This window comes from Acidimicrobiia bacterium (genome assembly GCA_036271555.1).
Taxonomy (GTDB): Bacteria; Actinomycetota; Acidimicrobiia; order IMCC26256; family PALSA-610; genus DATBAK01.
Window position 1 is genome coordinate 194,258 of sequence record DATBAK010000010.1, and the last position, 15,672, is coordinate 209,929.

17 protein-coding genes are annotated in these 15,672 nt (G+C 71.3%); 11 read left to right on the forward strand and 6 right to left on the reverse strand.

The window, feature by feature from the left end:
• Positions 1-73: 73 nt before the first annotated feature.
• The 3 genes from VH914_04425 to VH914_04435 are packed head-to-tail and all read right to left on the reverse strand — an operon-like array spanning position 74 to position 3,530.
• The gene (locus VH914_04425; protein ID HEX4490434.1) at positions 74-1,177 is read right to left on the reverse strand and encodes an amidohydrolase family protein; all 1,104 of its coding nucleotides are present in this window, start codon (positions 1,175-1,177) and stop codon (positions 74-76) included.
• Positions 1,174-1,929 (reverse strand): glycosyltransferase family 2 protein, encoded by a 756-nt coding sequence (locus VH914_04430; protein HEX4490435.1) that lies wholly within the window; start codon positions 1,927-1,929, stop codon positions 1,174-1,176. Before VH914_04430 ends, VH914_04425 begins: the two co-directional genes overlap by 4 nt.
• Positions 1,926-3,530, reverse strand: coding sequence for a protein O-GlcNAcase (locus VH914_04435; protein HEX4490436.1), 1,605 nt, complete (start codon positions 3,528-3,530; stop codon positions 1,926-1,928). The genes VH914_04430 and VH914_04435 overlap by 4 nt, the downstream gene beginning before the upstream one ends.
• 39 nt (positions 3,531-3,569) lie before the next feature.
• Between VH914_04435 and VH914_04440 the strand changes: the two genes are divergently transcribed.
• Positions 3,570-5,126 carry an AMP-binding protein gene (locus VH914_04440; GenBank protein ID HEX4490437.1) on the forward strand — a complete coding sequence of 519 codons (1,557 nt, stop codon included), beginning with the start codon at positions 3,570-3,572 and terminating at the stop codon, positions 5,124-5,126.
• Between the two features lie 140 nt (positions 5,127-5,266).
• On the opposite strand, the gene VH914_04445 is transcribed toward VH914_04440, so the two are convergent.
• Together VH914_04445 and VH914_04450 are read right to left on the reverse strand one after the other, a co-directional pair.
• Positions 5,267-5,449, reverse strand: coding sequence for a hypothetical protein (locus VH914_04445; GenBank protein HEX4490438.1), 183 nt, complete (start codon positions 5,447-5,449; stop codon positions 5,267-5,269).
• 178 nt (positions 5,450-5,627) lie between these two features.
• A complete protein-coding gene (locus tag VH914_04450; GenBank protein ID HEX4490439.1) occupies positions 5,628-6,326 on the reverse strand; it encodes a class I SAM-dependent methyltransferase in 699 nt (232 codons plus the stop codon).
• Between the two features lie 345 nt (positions 6,327-6,671).
• Here VH914_04450 and VH914_04455 point away from each other — a divergent pair, with 345 nt between their 5' ends.
• Together VH914_04455 and VH914_04460 are read left to right on the forward strand one after the other, a co-directional pair.
• A complete protein-coding gene (locus VH914_04455; GenBank protein ID HEX4490440.1) occupies positions 6,672-7,853 on the forward strand; it encodes a DUF222 domain-containing protein in 1,182 nt (393 codons plus the stop codon).
• 27 nt (positions 7,854-7,880) lie between these two features.
• The gene (locus tag VH914_04460) at positions 7,881-10,055 is read left to right on the forward strand and encodes an acetate--CoA ligase family protein (GenBank protein HEX4490441.1); all 2,175 of its coding nucleotides are present in this window, start codon (positions 7,881-7,883) and stop codon (positions 10,053-10,055) included.
• 46 nt (positions 10,056-10,101) lie between these two features.
• On the opposite strand, the gene VH914_04465 is transcribed toward VH914_04460, so the two are convergent.
• On the reverse strand, positions 10,102-10,278 hold the full coding sequence (locus VH914_04465) for a hypothetical protein (GenBank protein HEX4490442.1): 177 nt from the start codon (positions 10,276-10,278) through the stop codon (positions 10,102-10,104).
• 37 nt (positions 10,279-10,315) lie between these two features.
• Between VH914_04465 and dacB the strand changes: the two genes are divergently transcribed.
• The 8 genes from dacB to VH914_04505 all read left to right on the forward strand — a co-directional run bounded on the left by dacB (position 10,316) and on the right by VH914_04505 (position 15,558).
• On the forward strand, positions 10,316-11,503 hold the full coding sequence (gene dacB, locus VH914_04470) for a D-alanyl-D-alanine carboxypeptidase/D-alanyl-D-alanine-endopeptidase (GenBank protein HEX4490443.1): 1,188 nt from the start codon (positions 10,316-10,318) through the stop codon (positions 11,501-11,503).
• Positions 11,504-11,541: 38 nt separating this feature from the next.
• Positions 11,542-11,853 (forward strand): hypothetical protein, encoded by a 312-nt coding sequence (locus VH914_04475; protein HEX4490444.1) that lies wholly within the window; start codon positions 11,542-11,544, stop codon positions 11,851-11,853.
• Positions 11,850-12,086, forward strand: a complete 237-nt coding sequence (locus VH914_04480; GenBank protein HEX4490445.1) for a hypothetical protein — start codon at positions 11,850-11,852, stop codon at positions 12,084-12,086. The genes VH914_04475 and VH914_04480 overlap by 4 nt, the downstream gene beginning before the upstream one ends.
• Positions 12,087-12,089: 3 nt before the next feature.
• Complete coding sequence (locus tag VH914_04485; protein HEX4490446.1) at positions 12,090-12,323, forward strand: hypothetical protein; 234 nt, start codon at positions 12,090-12,092, stop codon at positions 12,321-12,323.
• 106 nt (positions 12,324-12,429) lie between these two features.
• Positions 12,430-12,630, forward strand: coding sequence for a MoaD/ThiS family protein (locus tag VH914_04490; GenBank protein HEX4490447.1), 201 nt, complete (start codon positions 12,430-12,432; stop codon positions 12,628-12,630).
• Positions 12,631-12,656: 26 nt separating this feature from the next.
• Positions 12,657-13,547: a TIGR00269 family protein gene (locus tag VH914_04495; GenBank protein HEX4490448.1), complete on the forward strand. Its 891-nt coding sequence runs from the start codon at positions 12,657-12,659 to the stop codon at positions 13,545-13,547.
• Positions 13,544-14,404 (forward strand): tRNA (adenine-N1)-methyltransferase, encoded by an 861-nt coding sequence (locus VH914_04500; GenBank protein ID HEX4490449.1) that lies wholly within the window; start codon positions 13,544-13,546, stop codon positions 14,402-14,404. Before VH914_04495 ends, VH914_04500 begins: the two co-directional genes overlap by 4 nt.
• A complete protein-coding gene (locus VH914_04505) occupies positions 14,401-15,558 on the forward strand; it encodes a MarP family serine protease (GenBank protein ID HEX4490450.1) in 1,158 nt (385 codons plus the stop codon). The genes VH914_04500 and VH914_04505 overlap by 4 nt, the downstream gene beginning before the upstream one ends.
• Positions 15,559-15,672 lie beyond the last annotated feature (114 nt).

Here is a 15,672-nt window from a genome sequence, read left to right on the forward strand (position 1 = left end):
ACTCGTACGCTCGTTGGCGCGTCTCGACGCCCGCTCCGCTCCCGCCGTCGGCCGCTCGGGGCCGTGAGGCGCCTCAGAGCTCGACGCGCCGGCCCTCGATCCAGACCGCCCGGACCTGGAGCGTCTCGCGGTCGAGGGCCACGAAGTCGGCGCGCCGGCCGGGTTCGAGGCGTCCCCGGTCGGCAAGGCCCAGTACCTCGCAGGGGATCGTCGCCGCCATCTCCACCGCCCGGGCGAGCGGCACGCCCAGCCCGACGACGTTGCGCACGGCCACGTCCATCGGCGCGACCGCGCCCGCGAGCGTGCCGTCGGCGAGCCGGGCTGCGCCGTCGCGCTCCGACCATTCGAGCGAACCGCCGACGGCGACCGCGTCGGTCACGATCGCGACCGAGCGCTTCGCCGCGATCGCGACACGCAGTGCCGCGGGGTGCACGTGCACGAGGTCGGCGATGACCGACGGCGTGAGGCGCGGGTCGTCGAGCGCCGCGCCTGCCACTCCCGGCTCACGGTGATGCAACGGACCCATCCCGTTGAAAAGGTGCGTCACGAGGCGCGCGCCGGCGTCGGCTGCGGCGCGCGCCTCGTCGTACGTCGCGGTGCTGTGCCCGATCGCGACCACGACGCCCGCGTCGTGCAGCATTCGAGTCGCGCGCAATCCCTCGTCGGCCTCGGGTGCGAGCGTCACCACGCGGACGACTCCGGGCAAGGTGTCGAGCACACCCCGCAGCCACGGCTCGTCGACCGGACGCAGGTGCTCGAGCACGTGCGCGCCGGGCGCGCCGCCGAGGAACGGGCCCTCGAGGTGCACTCCGACGACGGCCGTCTCGTGCTCACGCGTGGCGTTGCGCAACGTCGCGGCGATCGTCAGCGGCTCGACGTACGAGGCGAGCGGTGCCGATACGAGCGTCGGGCAGCACGCCGTCACACCGTGGCGCGCCTGCACGCGCAGCGCGGCGCGCCACCCGTCGACGTCGGCGCGTGCGAAGTCGACCGCGCCGACGCCGTTGATCTGGACGTCGACGAAGCCCGGTACGAGCACCGCGCCGTCGACGCTGTCGGCACCCACACGCGGCCCCGCACCGACCGCGGTGATGACGCCGTCTTCGTGCTCGACCCACGCGGGCGAGTCGACCGCGAGCCCGTCGGCGACGATGCCCGCGCCCGCGACGACGGTCATTCGCGACGCGACGTCCGCAGCACGAACCAGAGGCGGGCGAGCCCGAACAGCGTGCGGGGGATGCGGCGCGCGACCGGCGTGCGCGCGGGCCGCAGCTCCTCGACGTCGACCGGGATCTCGGCGACCGCGAGACCGGCTCGCTCGGCGCGCAGGATGAGCTCGGTGTCGAAGAGGTCGCGCCCGAAGCGACAGCGCGCGACGACGGGCAGCAACGGCGCGCGCCGCAACGCCTTCATGCCGTGCGTGTCGCTCACCGTGAGACCGAAGCCGACGCGCAGCATGGTCGAGAACGTCGCGGTCACCATGCGCCGGGTCCAACTCCGGCGGTCCTCGGCGCCCGGCGCGCGCTTCGAGCCGACGACGATCGTCGCCGGCGAGTCCGCGTCGCGCAGCCGGGCCAACGCCTGCTGAACGAACGCGACGTCGTAGTAGTCGCAGTCGAAGTTCACGACGACCTCGCCGAGCGCGGAGAGCAAGCCGGCGCGCAACGCTTCGCCGTAGTCGGCGGTCGCGAGGTGGATCACGCGCACCTCGGGCTCGTCGGCTGCGACCTTGCCGGCGCGCTCCTCCGTGTCGTCGGTCGACCCGTTCTCGACGACGACGACCTCGAAGCGCTCGCCGGAGCCGCGCATCCCGCCGAGCACCGTCGCGAGCGACTGCTCGATGATCGTCGCCTCGTTGTACGCGGGCATGACGACACTGATCGCGATCGGCAACGCCTCGCCGTCGTCCGCCGCCGGCTGATCGCTCACGGCAGACGCCGATCGCGCATCGGGAGCTCTTCGCCGGGACGCACGCGCGTCACGAGGCGCCCCGACCGCAGCAGCGCCATCGCGCCGCGCCCGTCGAAGGTCCCGTCCGCCGCGACCGCCCGCTCGTTCCCGTCGACCATCACCCGTACCGTCTCGTCGGCTGCTTCCCGCCAGCGCTCGTACTCCCGGAGCGCGATGCGGGACAACCAGTCGACCACGTTCGCGTCCTCCCACAGCGTCATGCCGACGTCGACGGCGGGACGGCCGTCCTCGGTCTGCACCACCGCGGGATAGATCACGAACCGCGGGCCGAACACCACCTCGCGATTGGCCCGAGCGCCGGACCACGCGAACACGAGCCCGAACACGAGCTGGAGCAGGGCCTCCGCGTCGGGCGCCGCGGCGCGACCGGTGCCGTCGGCCTCGATGACGCCGACCGGCCGGGTGCCCTGGAGCAATCGCACCGCCGCGAGCGCGGCCGCGACCTCACGACCGCCGGCGGCTACCCACGCCGCGACCTCCTCGGCGAGCGCGTCGGTCGCCGGCCAGTCGGTCAGCGCCGCCTTTGTTGCCCGCAGCGCGGCGCTCAACGCACGCGCCGCGCTCGCCCAGCCCGGGCCCTCGGCCTCCTCGTCGAGCGCGGTCACCAGCGTCGCGAGCTCGAGCGCAGCGGGTGCACGCAGCGGCCCGTCGGCGCAGGCGTGCGCGAGGACCCGCAACGAGTCGTGCCGATCACCGCCGACGGCCGCGATCGCCGCCTCCCATCCCGCGTCGGCATCGCACGCATCGGGATCGCACAGGAACGCCATCGCGCTCGCGAGCGCGACCAGAGAGGCGTGCGGCTGCGTCATCGGGTTGAGCAGCACGCCGCCGAGCCGGTCCGCGAGCGCAGGCGCGCGCCCTTCGTACGGGCCGAGGTGCAGCCGCGCGCTCATCGTCCCGTCGTTGACCGGATAGTTGTCCCAGAGGATGACCGCGTGCGGCGCGACGGCCGCGGTCCACGCAGCGGCGTCGGCCTCGGTGATCGTGGGGGAGCACACGGTCGGACCGGTCCAGAGCAACGACACGGCGTCGGGCACGCCGGCCGCGAGCTCGCCGAGATAGGGCGACGGGCGCGTGCCGACGTACTCGGTCGGACACACCGTCAGCTGCGCGGCCGCGCGGCGATCGCGCAACCAGCCGTACAACCATGTCGTGAGCGCAGCCTGGCGCGGCGCGAGGTCGGGAGCGAGCGGAATGTCGTCGAGCGCGAGCACGACCCACTCGACGCCCGCGTCGAGCAGCGGCGAGAGCTTCGCTTCGAGCTGCTCGCGATCCGACGGCGACTCGTAGTCGATATCGAGGCCGGGCGAGATCGCGAACCCGAACTGCACGCCGAGCGCGCGCGCGAACGACGCGAGCTCGCCGAGCGCGCGCTGCTCGTCGTAGGGATACGGCTCGCGCCAGCGCGCGCGATGGAACGGATCGTCCTTCGGCGCGTACACGTACGCGTTCATCCCTCGCGGCGCGAGGAACGAAAGGACTTCACGGCGTGCCTCGTGCGTCCACGGAGGGCCGTAGAAGCCCTCGACGATTCCGCGCAGGCGGAAGTCACGGGGCACGGCGGTAGGCTACCGGCCGCCTCCAGGGGGGTTGATCGAATGAACGCCGCGCCCGACGTGCTCGCGGTCCATGCCGAGAACCAGGGCGACGCGGTCGCGGTGATCGTCGACGGCAGCGGTGGTGCACGCGCGTCGACGACGACGTTCGCGGCGCTGAACGCGATGGTGAACCGGCTCGCGAACGGTCTGCTCGCACGCGGCGCGCAGCGCGGTCAACGGCTCGTCTGGTGCGGCCCGAACTCGCTCGAGGTGATCGCGACGATCCACGCGGCGCGCAAGCTCGGGCTCGTCGCGGTGCCGCTGTCGTATCGCTTCAACGCGGAGGAGATGGCCTACGTCATCGACAACTCCGACGCGACGCTCGTCGTCGCCGACGCGGAGTTCGCGCCGCTCGCGGCGTCGGTGCGCGGCGAGCTCGGCAAAGTCCGCCATTTCGTGAGCTTCGGCGGCCCGACTCCCGAGGGCTTCGAAGACTGGGACGCGGTGCTCGCGGGGCAATCCGACGCCGAGCCGCCGCCGGTCGCCGCGTCCGAAGCCGGCGCGCAGATGATCTACACGTCGGGCACGACCGGAAAGCCGAAGGGCGCGTTGCGCACGTCGACCGACCGCGCGCTCGTGTTCGCGCTCCTCGCGGAGCTGAACCTGCTGCACGAGCACGCTGTCCACCTCACGACCGGCCCGCTGTACCACTCGGGCCCGCTCGCCTTCGCGTCGCTCTCGCACACCCTCGGCGCGCCGATCGTCGTGCTCCGCAAGTTCGATCCCGTCGCGTGGATCCGCCTCGTACGCGAGCACCGCGTCACGAACACCTTCTCCGCGCCCACACAGGTGAAGCGCATCGTGAGCCTTCCGGCCGAAGAGCTCGCGAAGGCCGACATGAGCAGCATGATCACGCTCATCGCGAACGCGGCGCCGGTGCCGTACGCGTTGAAGGAGGAAGTCTTCGAGAAGCTCGGCACGACGTTCCTCTTCGAGGTGTACGGCTCCACCGAGCTCGGCGTCGACACCGTGCTGAAGCCCGAGGATCAGCTTCGCAAGCCGGGTTCGTGCGGCAAGCCCTACGGCGGCATCGAGCTGCGTGCGGTGCGCGACGACGGCACGAACTGCGACCTCGGCGAGCCCGGCGAGCTCTTCGTCCGCACCACTCTCGCGATGGACGGCTACCACCGCACCGCCGAGCAGCTCACCGAGATCGCGGGCAGTGAGTGGAAGTCGGTCGGCGACATCGCGTACCTCGACGACGAAGGGTTCGTCTACATCTGCGACCGCAAGAAGGACATGATCATCTCGGGCGGCGTGAACATCTATCCCGCCGAGATCGAGGCCGTGCTCTACGGCCACCCGTACGTGCTCGACGTCGCGGTGTTCGGCATCCCCGACGACGAATGGGGCGAGCGCGTGCACGCGATCGTGCAGGCGAAGGCGGGCACGACGATCGACCTCGAGGAGCTGCGCGCGTTCGCGGAGGAACGACTCGGTGGCTACAAACGTCCGCGCGCGTACGAGCTGCGCGACTCGCTGCCCCGCACCGATTCCGGCAAGCTGCTCAAGCGCGTGCTGCGCGACGAGTACTGGCAGGGCCGCAGCAAGGTCTGAGCAGTCAGGAGGAACGGCCCGCACCTTGCGACAATCGATGTCCCGTTCGGGCACTCACGGTCGCAAAGTGCGACGGGTCGACGAGATGACCGCGGTCACCGGCCGGCTCGGATCCGTCGGCATCTTCGTGTGCCTCGGCATCACCGCGACTTCGAGCGTCGGGGCCACCGGTTTCCCACGAGCCAGAGCAGCAGACCCACGCCGGCGACGATGAATCCAGGGGCGAACCGGCCGGGATGCGTCGGCTCGGAGTACACGCCGACCATGAACCCCGCGAGCAATATGCCGAGCACGAAGATCGCCGCGCCGAGCTTCTCCGTCACGTTCCGCGGTCGTCGCGGCGGAGCCGCTCCCCGGCCTCTCGCCGTCGTAGGCATGCCGCCCAGTCTGACCATGGTTATCGAATCGTCAATCTGACGCGTCGCGCCGAGCGGCAGCAGCGTGTGCCTTCCACTCATCGGGTCTGGACTGGAGTGTTCGACGAAGCGCCGCGGACAGCCGTCAGGTACGGATGAGCCCGAGCTGAACACGAGGTCCGTAGCCGTCCCAGTTCTCAGTCAGCCGCTGCTCCTTCACGACGAAGCCGATACGCCGAAGAGTGTCGACGAGGCATGGCAGCGTCAGCCAGAAAGACGCGTCGGACAAGCCGGACAGCGTGTCGGTGTCGGTGTGTCGCGTCGGTTGATCCGGTTGCTCGGCATACCAGCAGCCGACGTAGCCCTCGAACGTCGCGTCCTCGGTCGCGCTGACCTGCGTGTCGAGAAAGAATTGGTCGGTGACCTTGCCGACCTCCTCGAGGAGGTGCCATGGCCGCATGAGGTGGTAGAGCAAGCCGCCACAGAACACGGCGTCGAAGGCGCCGAAAGGATCGAGCAGCGCGCGTTCGAGATCGGCCTGCCGGAACTCGATGTTCCCGCGACCGAGAAGCTCCGCTGCGAGCTTGGCGCGTGCGATGTTGCCGGCACGCGCTTCGACGCCGACGAGACGCTCAACGAAGCCGGGCGCAGCGAGCTGCACGGAATGGCCGCCTTCGAGCGATCCGAGCTCCAGAATCGTCGCTGGTCGCGCGAACCACGCGTAGAAGAGCGCGACGCGAGCGTCGTCATCGTAGGAAGCGTCGCCGCCATAGTGCTTCCCATCGACCGTGAACCGCGTGTACCACGGTCGCAACGCGTCGAAGCGCTCCTGAATGTCACCCACGACGCGACAATACCGACCGCGATTACCCGCATCGTCGATGACGCTCCGAGCGGCAGATCGGTGGGGTCCACGACGTGTCTCGAAGCCGCGCCGCGCCGAGGTCGGCGGTACGGAACACCGACAGGGACGCCTCCTGACGCAGCGAGCAGCTGGTCGTCAGTGGTGACGACGCCGACCTGTTAAGGCTATGCACCCGACCGTTCAGTGGGAGGCGCGCTGCAGCTCGCCGATCGAGAGCCGGGCCAGCGGGGACTTCGAACCGAGCGCGATGCGCGAGGCCACATCGAGCCGATAAACATTGAGGTTTTACTTGCCGCACGAACGTGTGTTCGGTATGATGAGGGAGTGTTGCAGGGCCTGACTTCCGCAGTCGATCTCGTCGTCGATGCCGAGCTCGAAGAGCTGTGCGACGCCGCAGTTCGCGACGAGTTCGTCGGGTTGTGCCGCGAGTTGGATCGATTGGAGCATCGTCGGGCGCAGCTGCTGGCGGTGATCCATCGGCGGGGGATACCGGATGCGGTGGGCGCCGTCTCGACGCCGATGTGGGCGCAGCACCAGACCGGCCTGCCTGCGCGCGATGCGCGCGACGCGTTGAACGCGAGCCTGGCCTGCGAGTCGCTGCGCTTGACCGGGAAGGCGTGGGCACAGGGCGAGATGTCCGCGCACGCGGCGCGTGCGATCTGTCGCGCCGTACCCGCAGGGCATGAGGGCGCGTATCTCGAGATCGAGGAGACCCTCGTCGACTTCGCGGCGACGAACGACTGGCGCAGCTTGAACGCGTCGATCGCGTACGCGCGTCGATGCGCCGACGCGTTGGATGATCGCGAGCCGTCCGATCTGAACGGGCTGCGTCACTCCAAGGTCGGCGACCGGTGGGTCACGAACGGCGACCTCGACGATCTCGCCGGCACGACCGTCGACGACGCGCTGCGTTCTGCGACCGACGAGCCGACCGCGGGCGATCTCCGCTCGCCGGTGAAGCTGCGCGCCGACGGGCTCGTGCGCATCGCGCGCTTCTGGCTCGATCACAAGGATCTGCCGGTCGAAGGCGGCGAGCGACCGCACGTGAGCATCGTCGAGACGTGGGACACGATCCGCGCCGGATTGCCGAGCGCGAGCGGGATCGGCCCGTCGCTGAGTCCGGCCGATCTCGCCGCGCTGCTGTGCGACGCGCGGATCGAGCGGATCATCACCGATCCGAAGTGCCGCCCGCTCGACATCGGCCGGTTGGCGCACAATCCGACGAAAGCGATGCGACGGGCGGTGACCGCGCGGGATCGCTGCTGCCGGTTCCCCGGGTGTGACCGGAGACCGAGCTGGTCCGACCTGCATCACGTGCGCGCGTGGATGGAAGGCGGCGAGACGAAGGTCGCGAACCTCGTGCTGCTGTGTCCGTACCACCATCACCTGATCCACCGAAGAGGGTGGCGGACCACCTTCGACGGGGTGACGTTCACAGTGTTCAAACCCGACGGCGAGATCTTGGGCGCCACCCGGAACGCCGGCATCGCACGCGCTCGGAACTGATGGTCGGCCGATACGCTCCGCGACTCGATGCCCACGCTCTCTGAAAGTGCATCCAAGGCCCTGATCGCGCGCGCCGGCGTGCCGGTGCTCGACGAGCGCACCGCACCCGATGTCGACGGCGCGGTCGTGGCGGCCGACGCGATCGGCTATCCGGTCGTCGCCAAGCTCTGCGGCGACACGATCGCGCACAAGACCGAGCGCGGGCTCGTGCGGCTCGGGCTCGCGGACGCGACCGCGGTGCGCACGGCGGCGACGGAGCTGCTCGCGGCGGCGCGTCCCGACGACGGTCCGGTCGAGGTGCTCGTCGCACCGATGGTGCGGGCAACGCGCGAGCTCATCGCCGGGCTCCTGCGCGACCCCCAGTTCGGGCCGTGCGTGATGCTCGGAGTCGGCGGCGTGCTCGCGGAGGCGATCGGCGACGTCGTGTTCCGGCTCACACCCATCACGTTGCGCGACGCGCACGACATGATCGACGACCTCGCGACGCAGAAGCTGCTCGAGCGGTTCCGCGGCGAGCCCGCGGTCGATCGCGACGCGCTCGCGCGCGTGCTCGTCGGTCTGTCGAAGGTCGTCGACGAGCGGCCCGACATCGTGTCCGTCGACGTGAACCCGATCCTCGTCGCCGACGGGATGCCCGTCGCGGTCGACGCGCTCGTCGAGATCGGCGGCCCGGCCGGGCCTGCGGCCGGCCCCGGCGACGCGACGCCGAGCCGACCGCGACCGAGCGACGAGGAGTTCCGCGCGCTGTTCGAGCCGCGCGGCGTGATCGTCGCCGGCGCGTCGTCGCATCCCGGCAAGTTCGGCTTCGTCGCGCTGCACAACGTCCTCGCGTCGGGATATCGAGGCGCGGTCGCGGCGACGAATCTCGACGGCGGCACCGTGCTCGGCATCCACACCGTCAGGAGCGTCGACGACCTGCCGGCCGACACGTACGACCTCGCCGTCGTGTGCACGCCCGCGGGCGCGAATCCCGAGTTGTTGCGCGCGTGCGCGCGCCGCGGCGTACGCGCCGCGTTCGTCACGTCCGCGGGCTATCGCGAAGCCGGGGCCGACGGACGGGCCGCGGAGGACGAGCTCGTCGCGCTCGCCGACGAGCTCGGCATCCTCCTCGCGGGCCCGAACGGCCAGGGTGTGGTGTCGACACCCGCGTCGTTGTGCGCACAGATCGTCGCGCCCTATCCGCCGCGGGGCTCGATCGGCGTCGCGAGCCAGTCGGGCAACTTCGTGTCGTCGTTCCTCAACTACGCGCGTTTCACGGGCGTCGGCATCAGTCGCGCGGTATCGGCCGGCAACGCGGCCGCGGTCTCGGTCGCCGACTATCTCGACTTCTACGCCGACGATCCCGACACGAACGTCGGTCTCGCGTACCTCGAAGGCGTCGGCGACGGGCGCGCGCTCTTCGAACGGCTCCGTTCGATCGCGCAACGGCAGCCGCTCGTCGTGCTCAAGGGCGGCACCACCGCGGGCGGCTCGCGCGCGGCCGCGTCGCACACCGGCTCCCTCGCGACCGACACCGCGGTGTTCGACGGCGCGTGCCGCCAAGCCGGCATCACGCGCGCGGCGACGGTTGAAGAGGCGTTCGAAGCCGCGGCGACGTTCGCGACGCAACCCCGACCGCGCGGTCCGCGCACGATCGTCATCACGACCGCGGGCGGCTGGGGTGTCGTGACCGCCGACGCGATCTCCCGCTCCGCGCTCGAGCTCGTCGCGCTGCCGGACGATCTGCGCGACGCGATCGACGGCAAGCTCCCGCCCCGCTGGAGCCGCAACAATCCGATCGACCTCGCGGGCGGCGAGACGCGCGACACGATCCCCGAGGTGCTCGCGCTGGTCGCCGAGCACGACGCGGTCGACGCGATCATCTATCTCGGGCTCGGCATCCAGTCGAACCAGGCGCGGCTGCTGCGCGAGGGCGGCTTCTTCCCCGACCACGGTCTCGAACGCATCGTCGCTTATCACGAGCGCCAGGACGCGCGCTTCGCCGCCGCGGCGGCCGAGATCTCGAGCACGACCGGCAAGCCGATCCTCACCGCGACGGAGCTCGCGATCGCGGACCCGGAGAACGCGGGTCCCGCGGCCGTGCGCGCGAGCGGTCGCGTCGCGTACGCGTCGGCCGACCGCGCCGTCCGCGCGCTCGAGCTGCTCTGGCTCGACGCGCGGTTCCGAGCGCGTCATTCCGACACTGCCGGAGTCACACACTGATCCCGGGCGAACCGGGCGGGCGCCACGGTCGCCATCTCGCGCAGCGTTACCGCCGGCTGCGGCGCACCTTCACCGCGACGGGAACACTGCTCATCGCCCTCGCGATCGCGCTCGCGGTCTCGGTCGTCTCGTCGGCGCACCGATCGTCGGCCGCGACCGGCGGAATCCAGTCGCAGCCGATCGCGACGCCGCTCTGGTCGCCGCGCCGCATCCCCGTCGCCATCGAGACCGCAGCCGTCGGTCAGCGCTTCTCCGGGGTCATCGCCGGGTTCGCGGCGCCCGGCCGCTGCGTCGCGGTCGACGGCCCCGGCGGGTCGCTTGCACGCGTCGCGCCCGCGCTCGCCCTCGCGCCCGCGTCGACCGAGAAGCTCCTCACCGGCGCGGCCGCGCTCGCGGTTCTCGGCGCGAACCACACCTTCACGACCGAGATCACGACGACCGCGCGCGTCTCCGACGGCGTCGTGCACGGCGACGTCTACCTGGTCGGCGGCGGCGACCCGGTGCTGGCGACTCCGGCGCGCCGCGCGCAGCTCGGCGCGACACCGCAGACCGCGTCCGCGCCGACGACCGACCTCGACGACCTCGCGTCCGCGCTCGCGCGTGCGGGCGTGCACCAGGTCGACGGCGCGATCGTCGCCGACGACGGCCGCTTCGACACGGTGCGTTACCTCCCGTCGCTGAAGCCGAGCGAGCGTTCCGACATCGGTCCGCTCGGCGCGCTGACCGTCGACGAAGGTCGCGCCGAGAACGGCGCACCCGCCGACGATCCCGCGCTGCTCACGGCCAACGCGCTCGACCCGCTCCTCGCCTCGCACGACGTCACCGTCGACGGCTCCACGACGCGTGGCTCCCAACCGCCGGCCGCGCACGTGCTCGCACGCGTGCAATCACCCCGCCTCGACAAGATCGTCGAGAACATGCTCACGGTCAGCGACAACTACACCGCCGAGATGCTCGTGCGCTCGGTCGGTGTCGCAGTCGGGCACGAGGGCACCACGAGCACGGGTCTGCGCGCCGTGGTCGCGACGCTGCAGCGACTCGGCGTCCCGACCGCGGGGGTGCAACTCGTCGACGGCTCCGGTCTCTCGCCGAACGATCGCGTCACGTGTCCGGCGCTGCTCGCCGCGGTGAACCTCGGCGCGCGGCCCGCAACCCGCGCGCTGCGCGACGGGCTGCCAATCGCGGCACAGACGGGCACGCTCGCGGCGCGCTTCCTCGGCGATCCACTCGCCGGAAAGCTGCGCGCGAAGACCGGACACATCGACGGCGTCGTCGGCCTCGCGGGCGTCGTGCCGACCGCTGACGGCCCGCTGACGTTCGCGTTCATCGCCAACGGCGATTTCTCGACTGCGGGCGGCGATTCGCTCCAGGACGATGTCGCGCACCTGGTCGCGAGCTATCCGGTGGTGCCCGATCCTGCTGCGCTCGTCCCTGCGCCCCTAGCCTGACCGCGCGAGACTGCTCCGCCAGACCGACGGGAGACCGTGTGCCCGACAAGAGCGCGCAAGAGCAGATCCGCGAGCTGCGGGAACTGCTGATCGCGTACTTCAAGCAGGAGACGATCGAGCCGCTCAAGGGTCTCGCGCGCTACGTCGGATTCGGTCTGATCGGCGCGATGCTCATCGGCACCGGCGTGTGCTTCCTCGCGATCGGTGGCTTGCGCGCGCTCCAGACCGAGACCGGCACGACGTTCCGCGGCAACTGGTCGTGGGCGCCGTACGGCATCACGATCGCCGGACTGTTGTTCATCGCCGGCGCCGCCCTCACGAGGGCCCGCAGTCAGGGGAGCTCACGATGAGCCGCAACGACACGCCCACGACGAACGGTCACACGCACCACATCACGCGCGCCGATCTCGAGGCGAAGCTGCGCGACATCACCGGCGACGTCGGCGAGACCGTCGAGGCCGCACGTGGCATCGGGGTCGCGGTCGCGTCCGGTGTCGGCGTGCTGCTCGTCGTCGGCGCGTACTGGTTCGGTCGCCGCAAGGGTCGCAAGCGCAAGACCGTGCTCGAGATCCGCAGGATCTGACGCGTGGACGCGCTGCTCCGTCGTCTCATCCGTACCGGCTTCCGCCGCGGCATGTCGGGCTCGCAGGCCTGGCTCGTGCTCGCGGCGTCGGCGCTCGGCGTCCGCCTGCTCCGCAAGCTCGCGAACCCGGAGCCCGAGCTCGTGTATCGCACCGAGGTGCACACCGGCGACCGCTTCCAAATCTCGGCATCCCCTGGTCGGCCTCGCAAGCTTCACCCTCCTCGACGCCTCACGTGATGGCGCGGGCGGGCCGCACAGCGACCCGCCCATTGTGGTGCTTCGCCACATCCTCGATCCGGTCCGCGCTGAGGCGTTCGCAAGCGGCCCTATTACCCTCTGGCGGATGAAGGTGCTGTTGCGCAATCCGCGTCGAGAGCTCGAGATCGACGGCGCGACGACGGTTCACGCGTTGCTCAACCGGCTCGACGTCGTCGCGGAGTCCGTGTTGGTCATCCGCAACGACGAGCTCGTGACGCGCGACGCGCGCCTCGAGCCCACCGACGTCGTCGAGATCCGTCCGGTCGTGTCGGGTGGTTCCGAGTGAAGTGCCGGCGCTGTCGCGAGCCCGCGGTGATCGACGTACGTCGCCACAACGCGGGCTTCTGTCGCGACTGCTTCCTGCGGCATTGCCGCGAGCAGGTGCGCAGGGCCATCGACGAGTACGACATGCTCGAACCGGGGGAGCGGGTGCTCGTCGCGGTGTCGGGCGGCAAGGACTCGCTCGCCGCGTGGGACCTCCTGCGCGACCTCGGCTACGAAGCCGACGGCCTCTACCTCGGGCTCGGCATCGGCGAGTACAGCGACTCGTCACTCGCTTTCGCGCGCGACTTCGCGACGCAGATCGGCGGCCGTCTGCGCGAGGTCGACCTGCGCGACGACTACGGCTTCGACATCCCCGGCGGCGCGAAGGTCGCGCACCGCGCGCCGTGCGGCGCGTGCGGGTTGTCGAAACGCCACCTCTTCAACACCGCCGCGATCGAAGGCGAGTACGCCGCGGTCGCGACCGGTCACAACCTCGACGACGAAGCCGCGGTGCTGCTCGGCAACGTGCTCCGCTGGGACGACGAGTACCTCGCGCGCCAGTTCCCGGTGCTGCCCGCCGCGCCCGGCTTCGCGCGCAAGATCAAACCGCTCGTGCGGCTCGGCGAGCGCGAGACCGCCGCGTACTGCGTCCTGCGCGGCATCGACTACATCGTCGAGGAATGCCCGATGGCTGCGGGCAATCGTCACCTCGGTTACAAGGACGTGTTGAACGCGCTCGAGGAACGGTCGCCGGGCACGAAGGCCGCGTTCCTCAACGGCTTCCTCGACCGCGCGCACGGACGCTTCGACGACGTCGAGATCCAACAGGAGCGCGCGGAGCTGCGACCGTGCACGCGCTGCGGTTCGCCGACGCCGGGCGAGCTGTGCGCGTTCTGCCGCTTGCAGGAGCGGGCGCGCGCCGCCGCCGATCCGGCATGACGAGCCACGTGTTCGCCGCGGGCGACCGCGTGCTCCTCGTCGACTCGAAGAAGCGACGGCACCTCATCACGCTCGTCGACGGTGGCTCGTTCCACACGCACGCGGGCATCCTCGCCCACGACGACCTCATCGGCGCGCCCGACGGCACGACCGTGCGCACCACGCGCGGCCAGCGGCTCGTCGCCGTGCGGCCGACGCTCGCGGAGTTCGTCCTCGAGATGCCGCGCGGTGCGCAGGTCATCTATCCCAAGGACCTCGGACCGATCCTCGTCTCGGCCGACATCTTCCCGGGCGCGCGCGTCCTCGAATCGGGCGTCGGTTCCGGCGCGCTGACGACGGCACTGCTGCGCGCCATCGGTCCGACGGGCAGCGTCGTCGGCTACGAGCTGCGCGACGACTTCGCCGCGAAGGCGCAGCGCAACGTCGAGACGTTCCTCGGCCCCGACCTGCCACTGTCGGTCGAGGTGCGCGACGTCTACGACGGCATCGAGGTCAGCGACCTCGATCGCATCCTGCTCGACCTCCCCGAACCATGGCGGGTCGTGAAGCACGCAGCCGGCGCGCTCGCGAGCGGCGGCATCCTGCTCTCGTACCTGCCGACGATCGGTCAGGTCGCGCGGCTGCGCGAAGAGATGGCCGAGTCGCCGTTCGGCATGGTCGAGACGTTCGAGGTGCTGCACCGCGGCTGGCACGTCGAGGGCCAGTCGGTGCGGCCCGACCACCGGATGGTCGCGCACACGGGCTTCATCACCCACGGGCGGCTGCTGGCCCCTGCAGACGGTGCCGCCGCAAGCGAATCGACCAGTGCGCGCGCCGACGCCGCCGCCGCGCATGCGGATGCGAACCTAGAGACGTGAACCCGCTCGACGTCGTGGTCGTCGTCGCGTTGCTCGCGGCGACGATCGGCGGCTACCAGCTCGGGTTCGCCGCGCGCCTGCTCGCATGGCTCGGCGTCGCAGTCGGTCTCTTCCTCGGTGCGCAGTTCGTCGCGCGCGTCGTCACCGCGTTCGGCGGCGACCAGCCCGACGGGCGCGTCACGATCGCCGCGTTGTTCCTGCTGCTGACCGCGAGCGCGGGCCAAGGCCTCGGCTTGATGATCTCGCGGCTCGTGCCGCGCGAAGCGCGCCCGCGCGCGCGGTGGGACAAGGTCGCGGGCGCGGGACTCGGCGGCGTGGGCGTGCTCGTGCTCGTGTGGTTGCTGACCCCGTCGCTCATCGTGACGAGCGGTTGGCCGGCGCGCGCGGCGCGCAGCTCCGCGGTCGTGCGTTGGATCCACGACGTCACGCCGAAACCCCCCTCGCGCTTCGCCGCACTCGGCCGCGCGGTCGCCGACGCGCCGTACCCCTCCGCGCTCGGACCGTTCGCAACGCCGCAGAACCCAGGCCCGGTGCCCCAGTCGACCATGCCCGCCGCGATCAACGCGCGCGTCGAGCCGTCGACGGTGGAGGTCGAGGGGGAGGCGTGCGGCCGGATCCAAGAGGGGAGCGGCTGGGTCGCGCAGAGCGGCCTCGTCGTGACGAACGCGCACGTCGTCGCGGGCGAGCAGCGCACGAGCGTGCTCACGATCGACGGGTCCGCGCGGCGCGCGACGGTCGTCGCGTTCGATCCCGACGCCGACGTCGCGGTGCTGTCGGTTCCGGAGTTCGACGCGTCGCCGTTGCCGATCGCGTCGCCCACCGTCGGGACGGTCGGCGCGGTGTACGGCCACCCGCGCGGTGGCGCGCTCCAGGTGATCCCCGCGCGCATCGCGCAGGACATCGTCGCGGTCGGCACCGACATCTACCGGACGTCGAACACCCGCCGGCACGTGCTCGTGCTCGCGACGTCGCTGCAACCCGGCGACTCCGGCGGCGCGCTCGTCGACCGCAACGGCCGCGTCGTCGGCATGGCGTTCGCGACCGATCCGGGCGAGCCGCACACCGGCTACGCGCTCACGAGCCAAGAGGTGAAGGCCGTCCTCGCGGCGCGCTCCACCCACGCCGTCGACACCGGCGGCTGCCTCGTCGACTGAGTTTCCTGGTCGCGCCTGCCCTCGCTCGCCGCTCCTGACGCCTCGGCCCCGGAACGCGAAACGCGAAACGACCCCCGCACGCGGCGGGGGTCGTGTCATAGGGCCGGGGCGGAG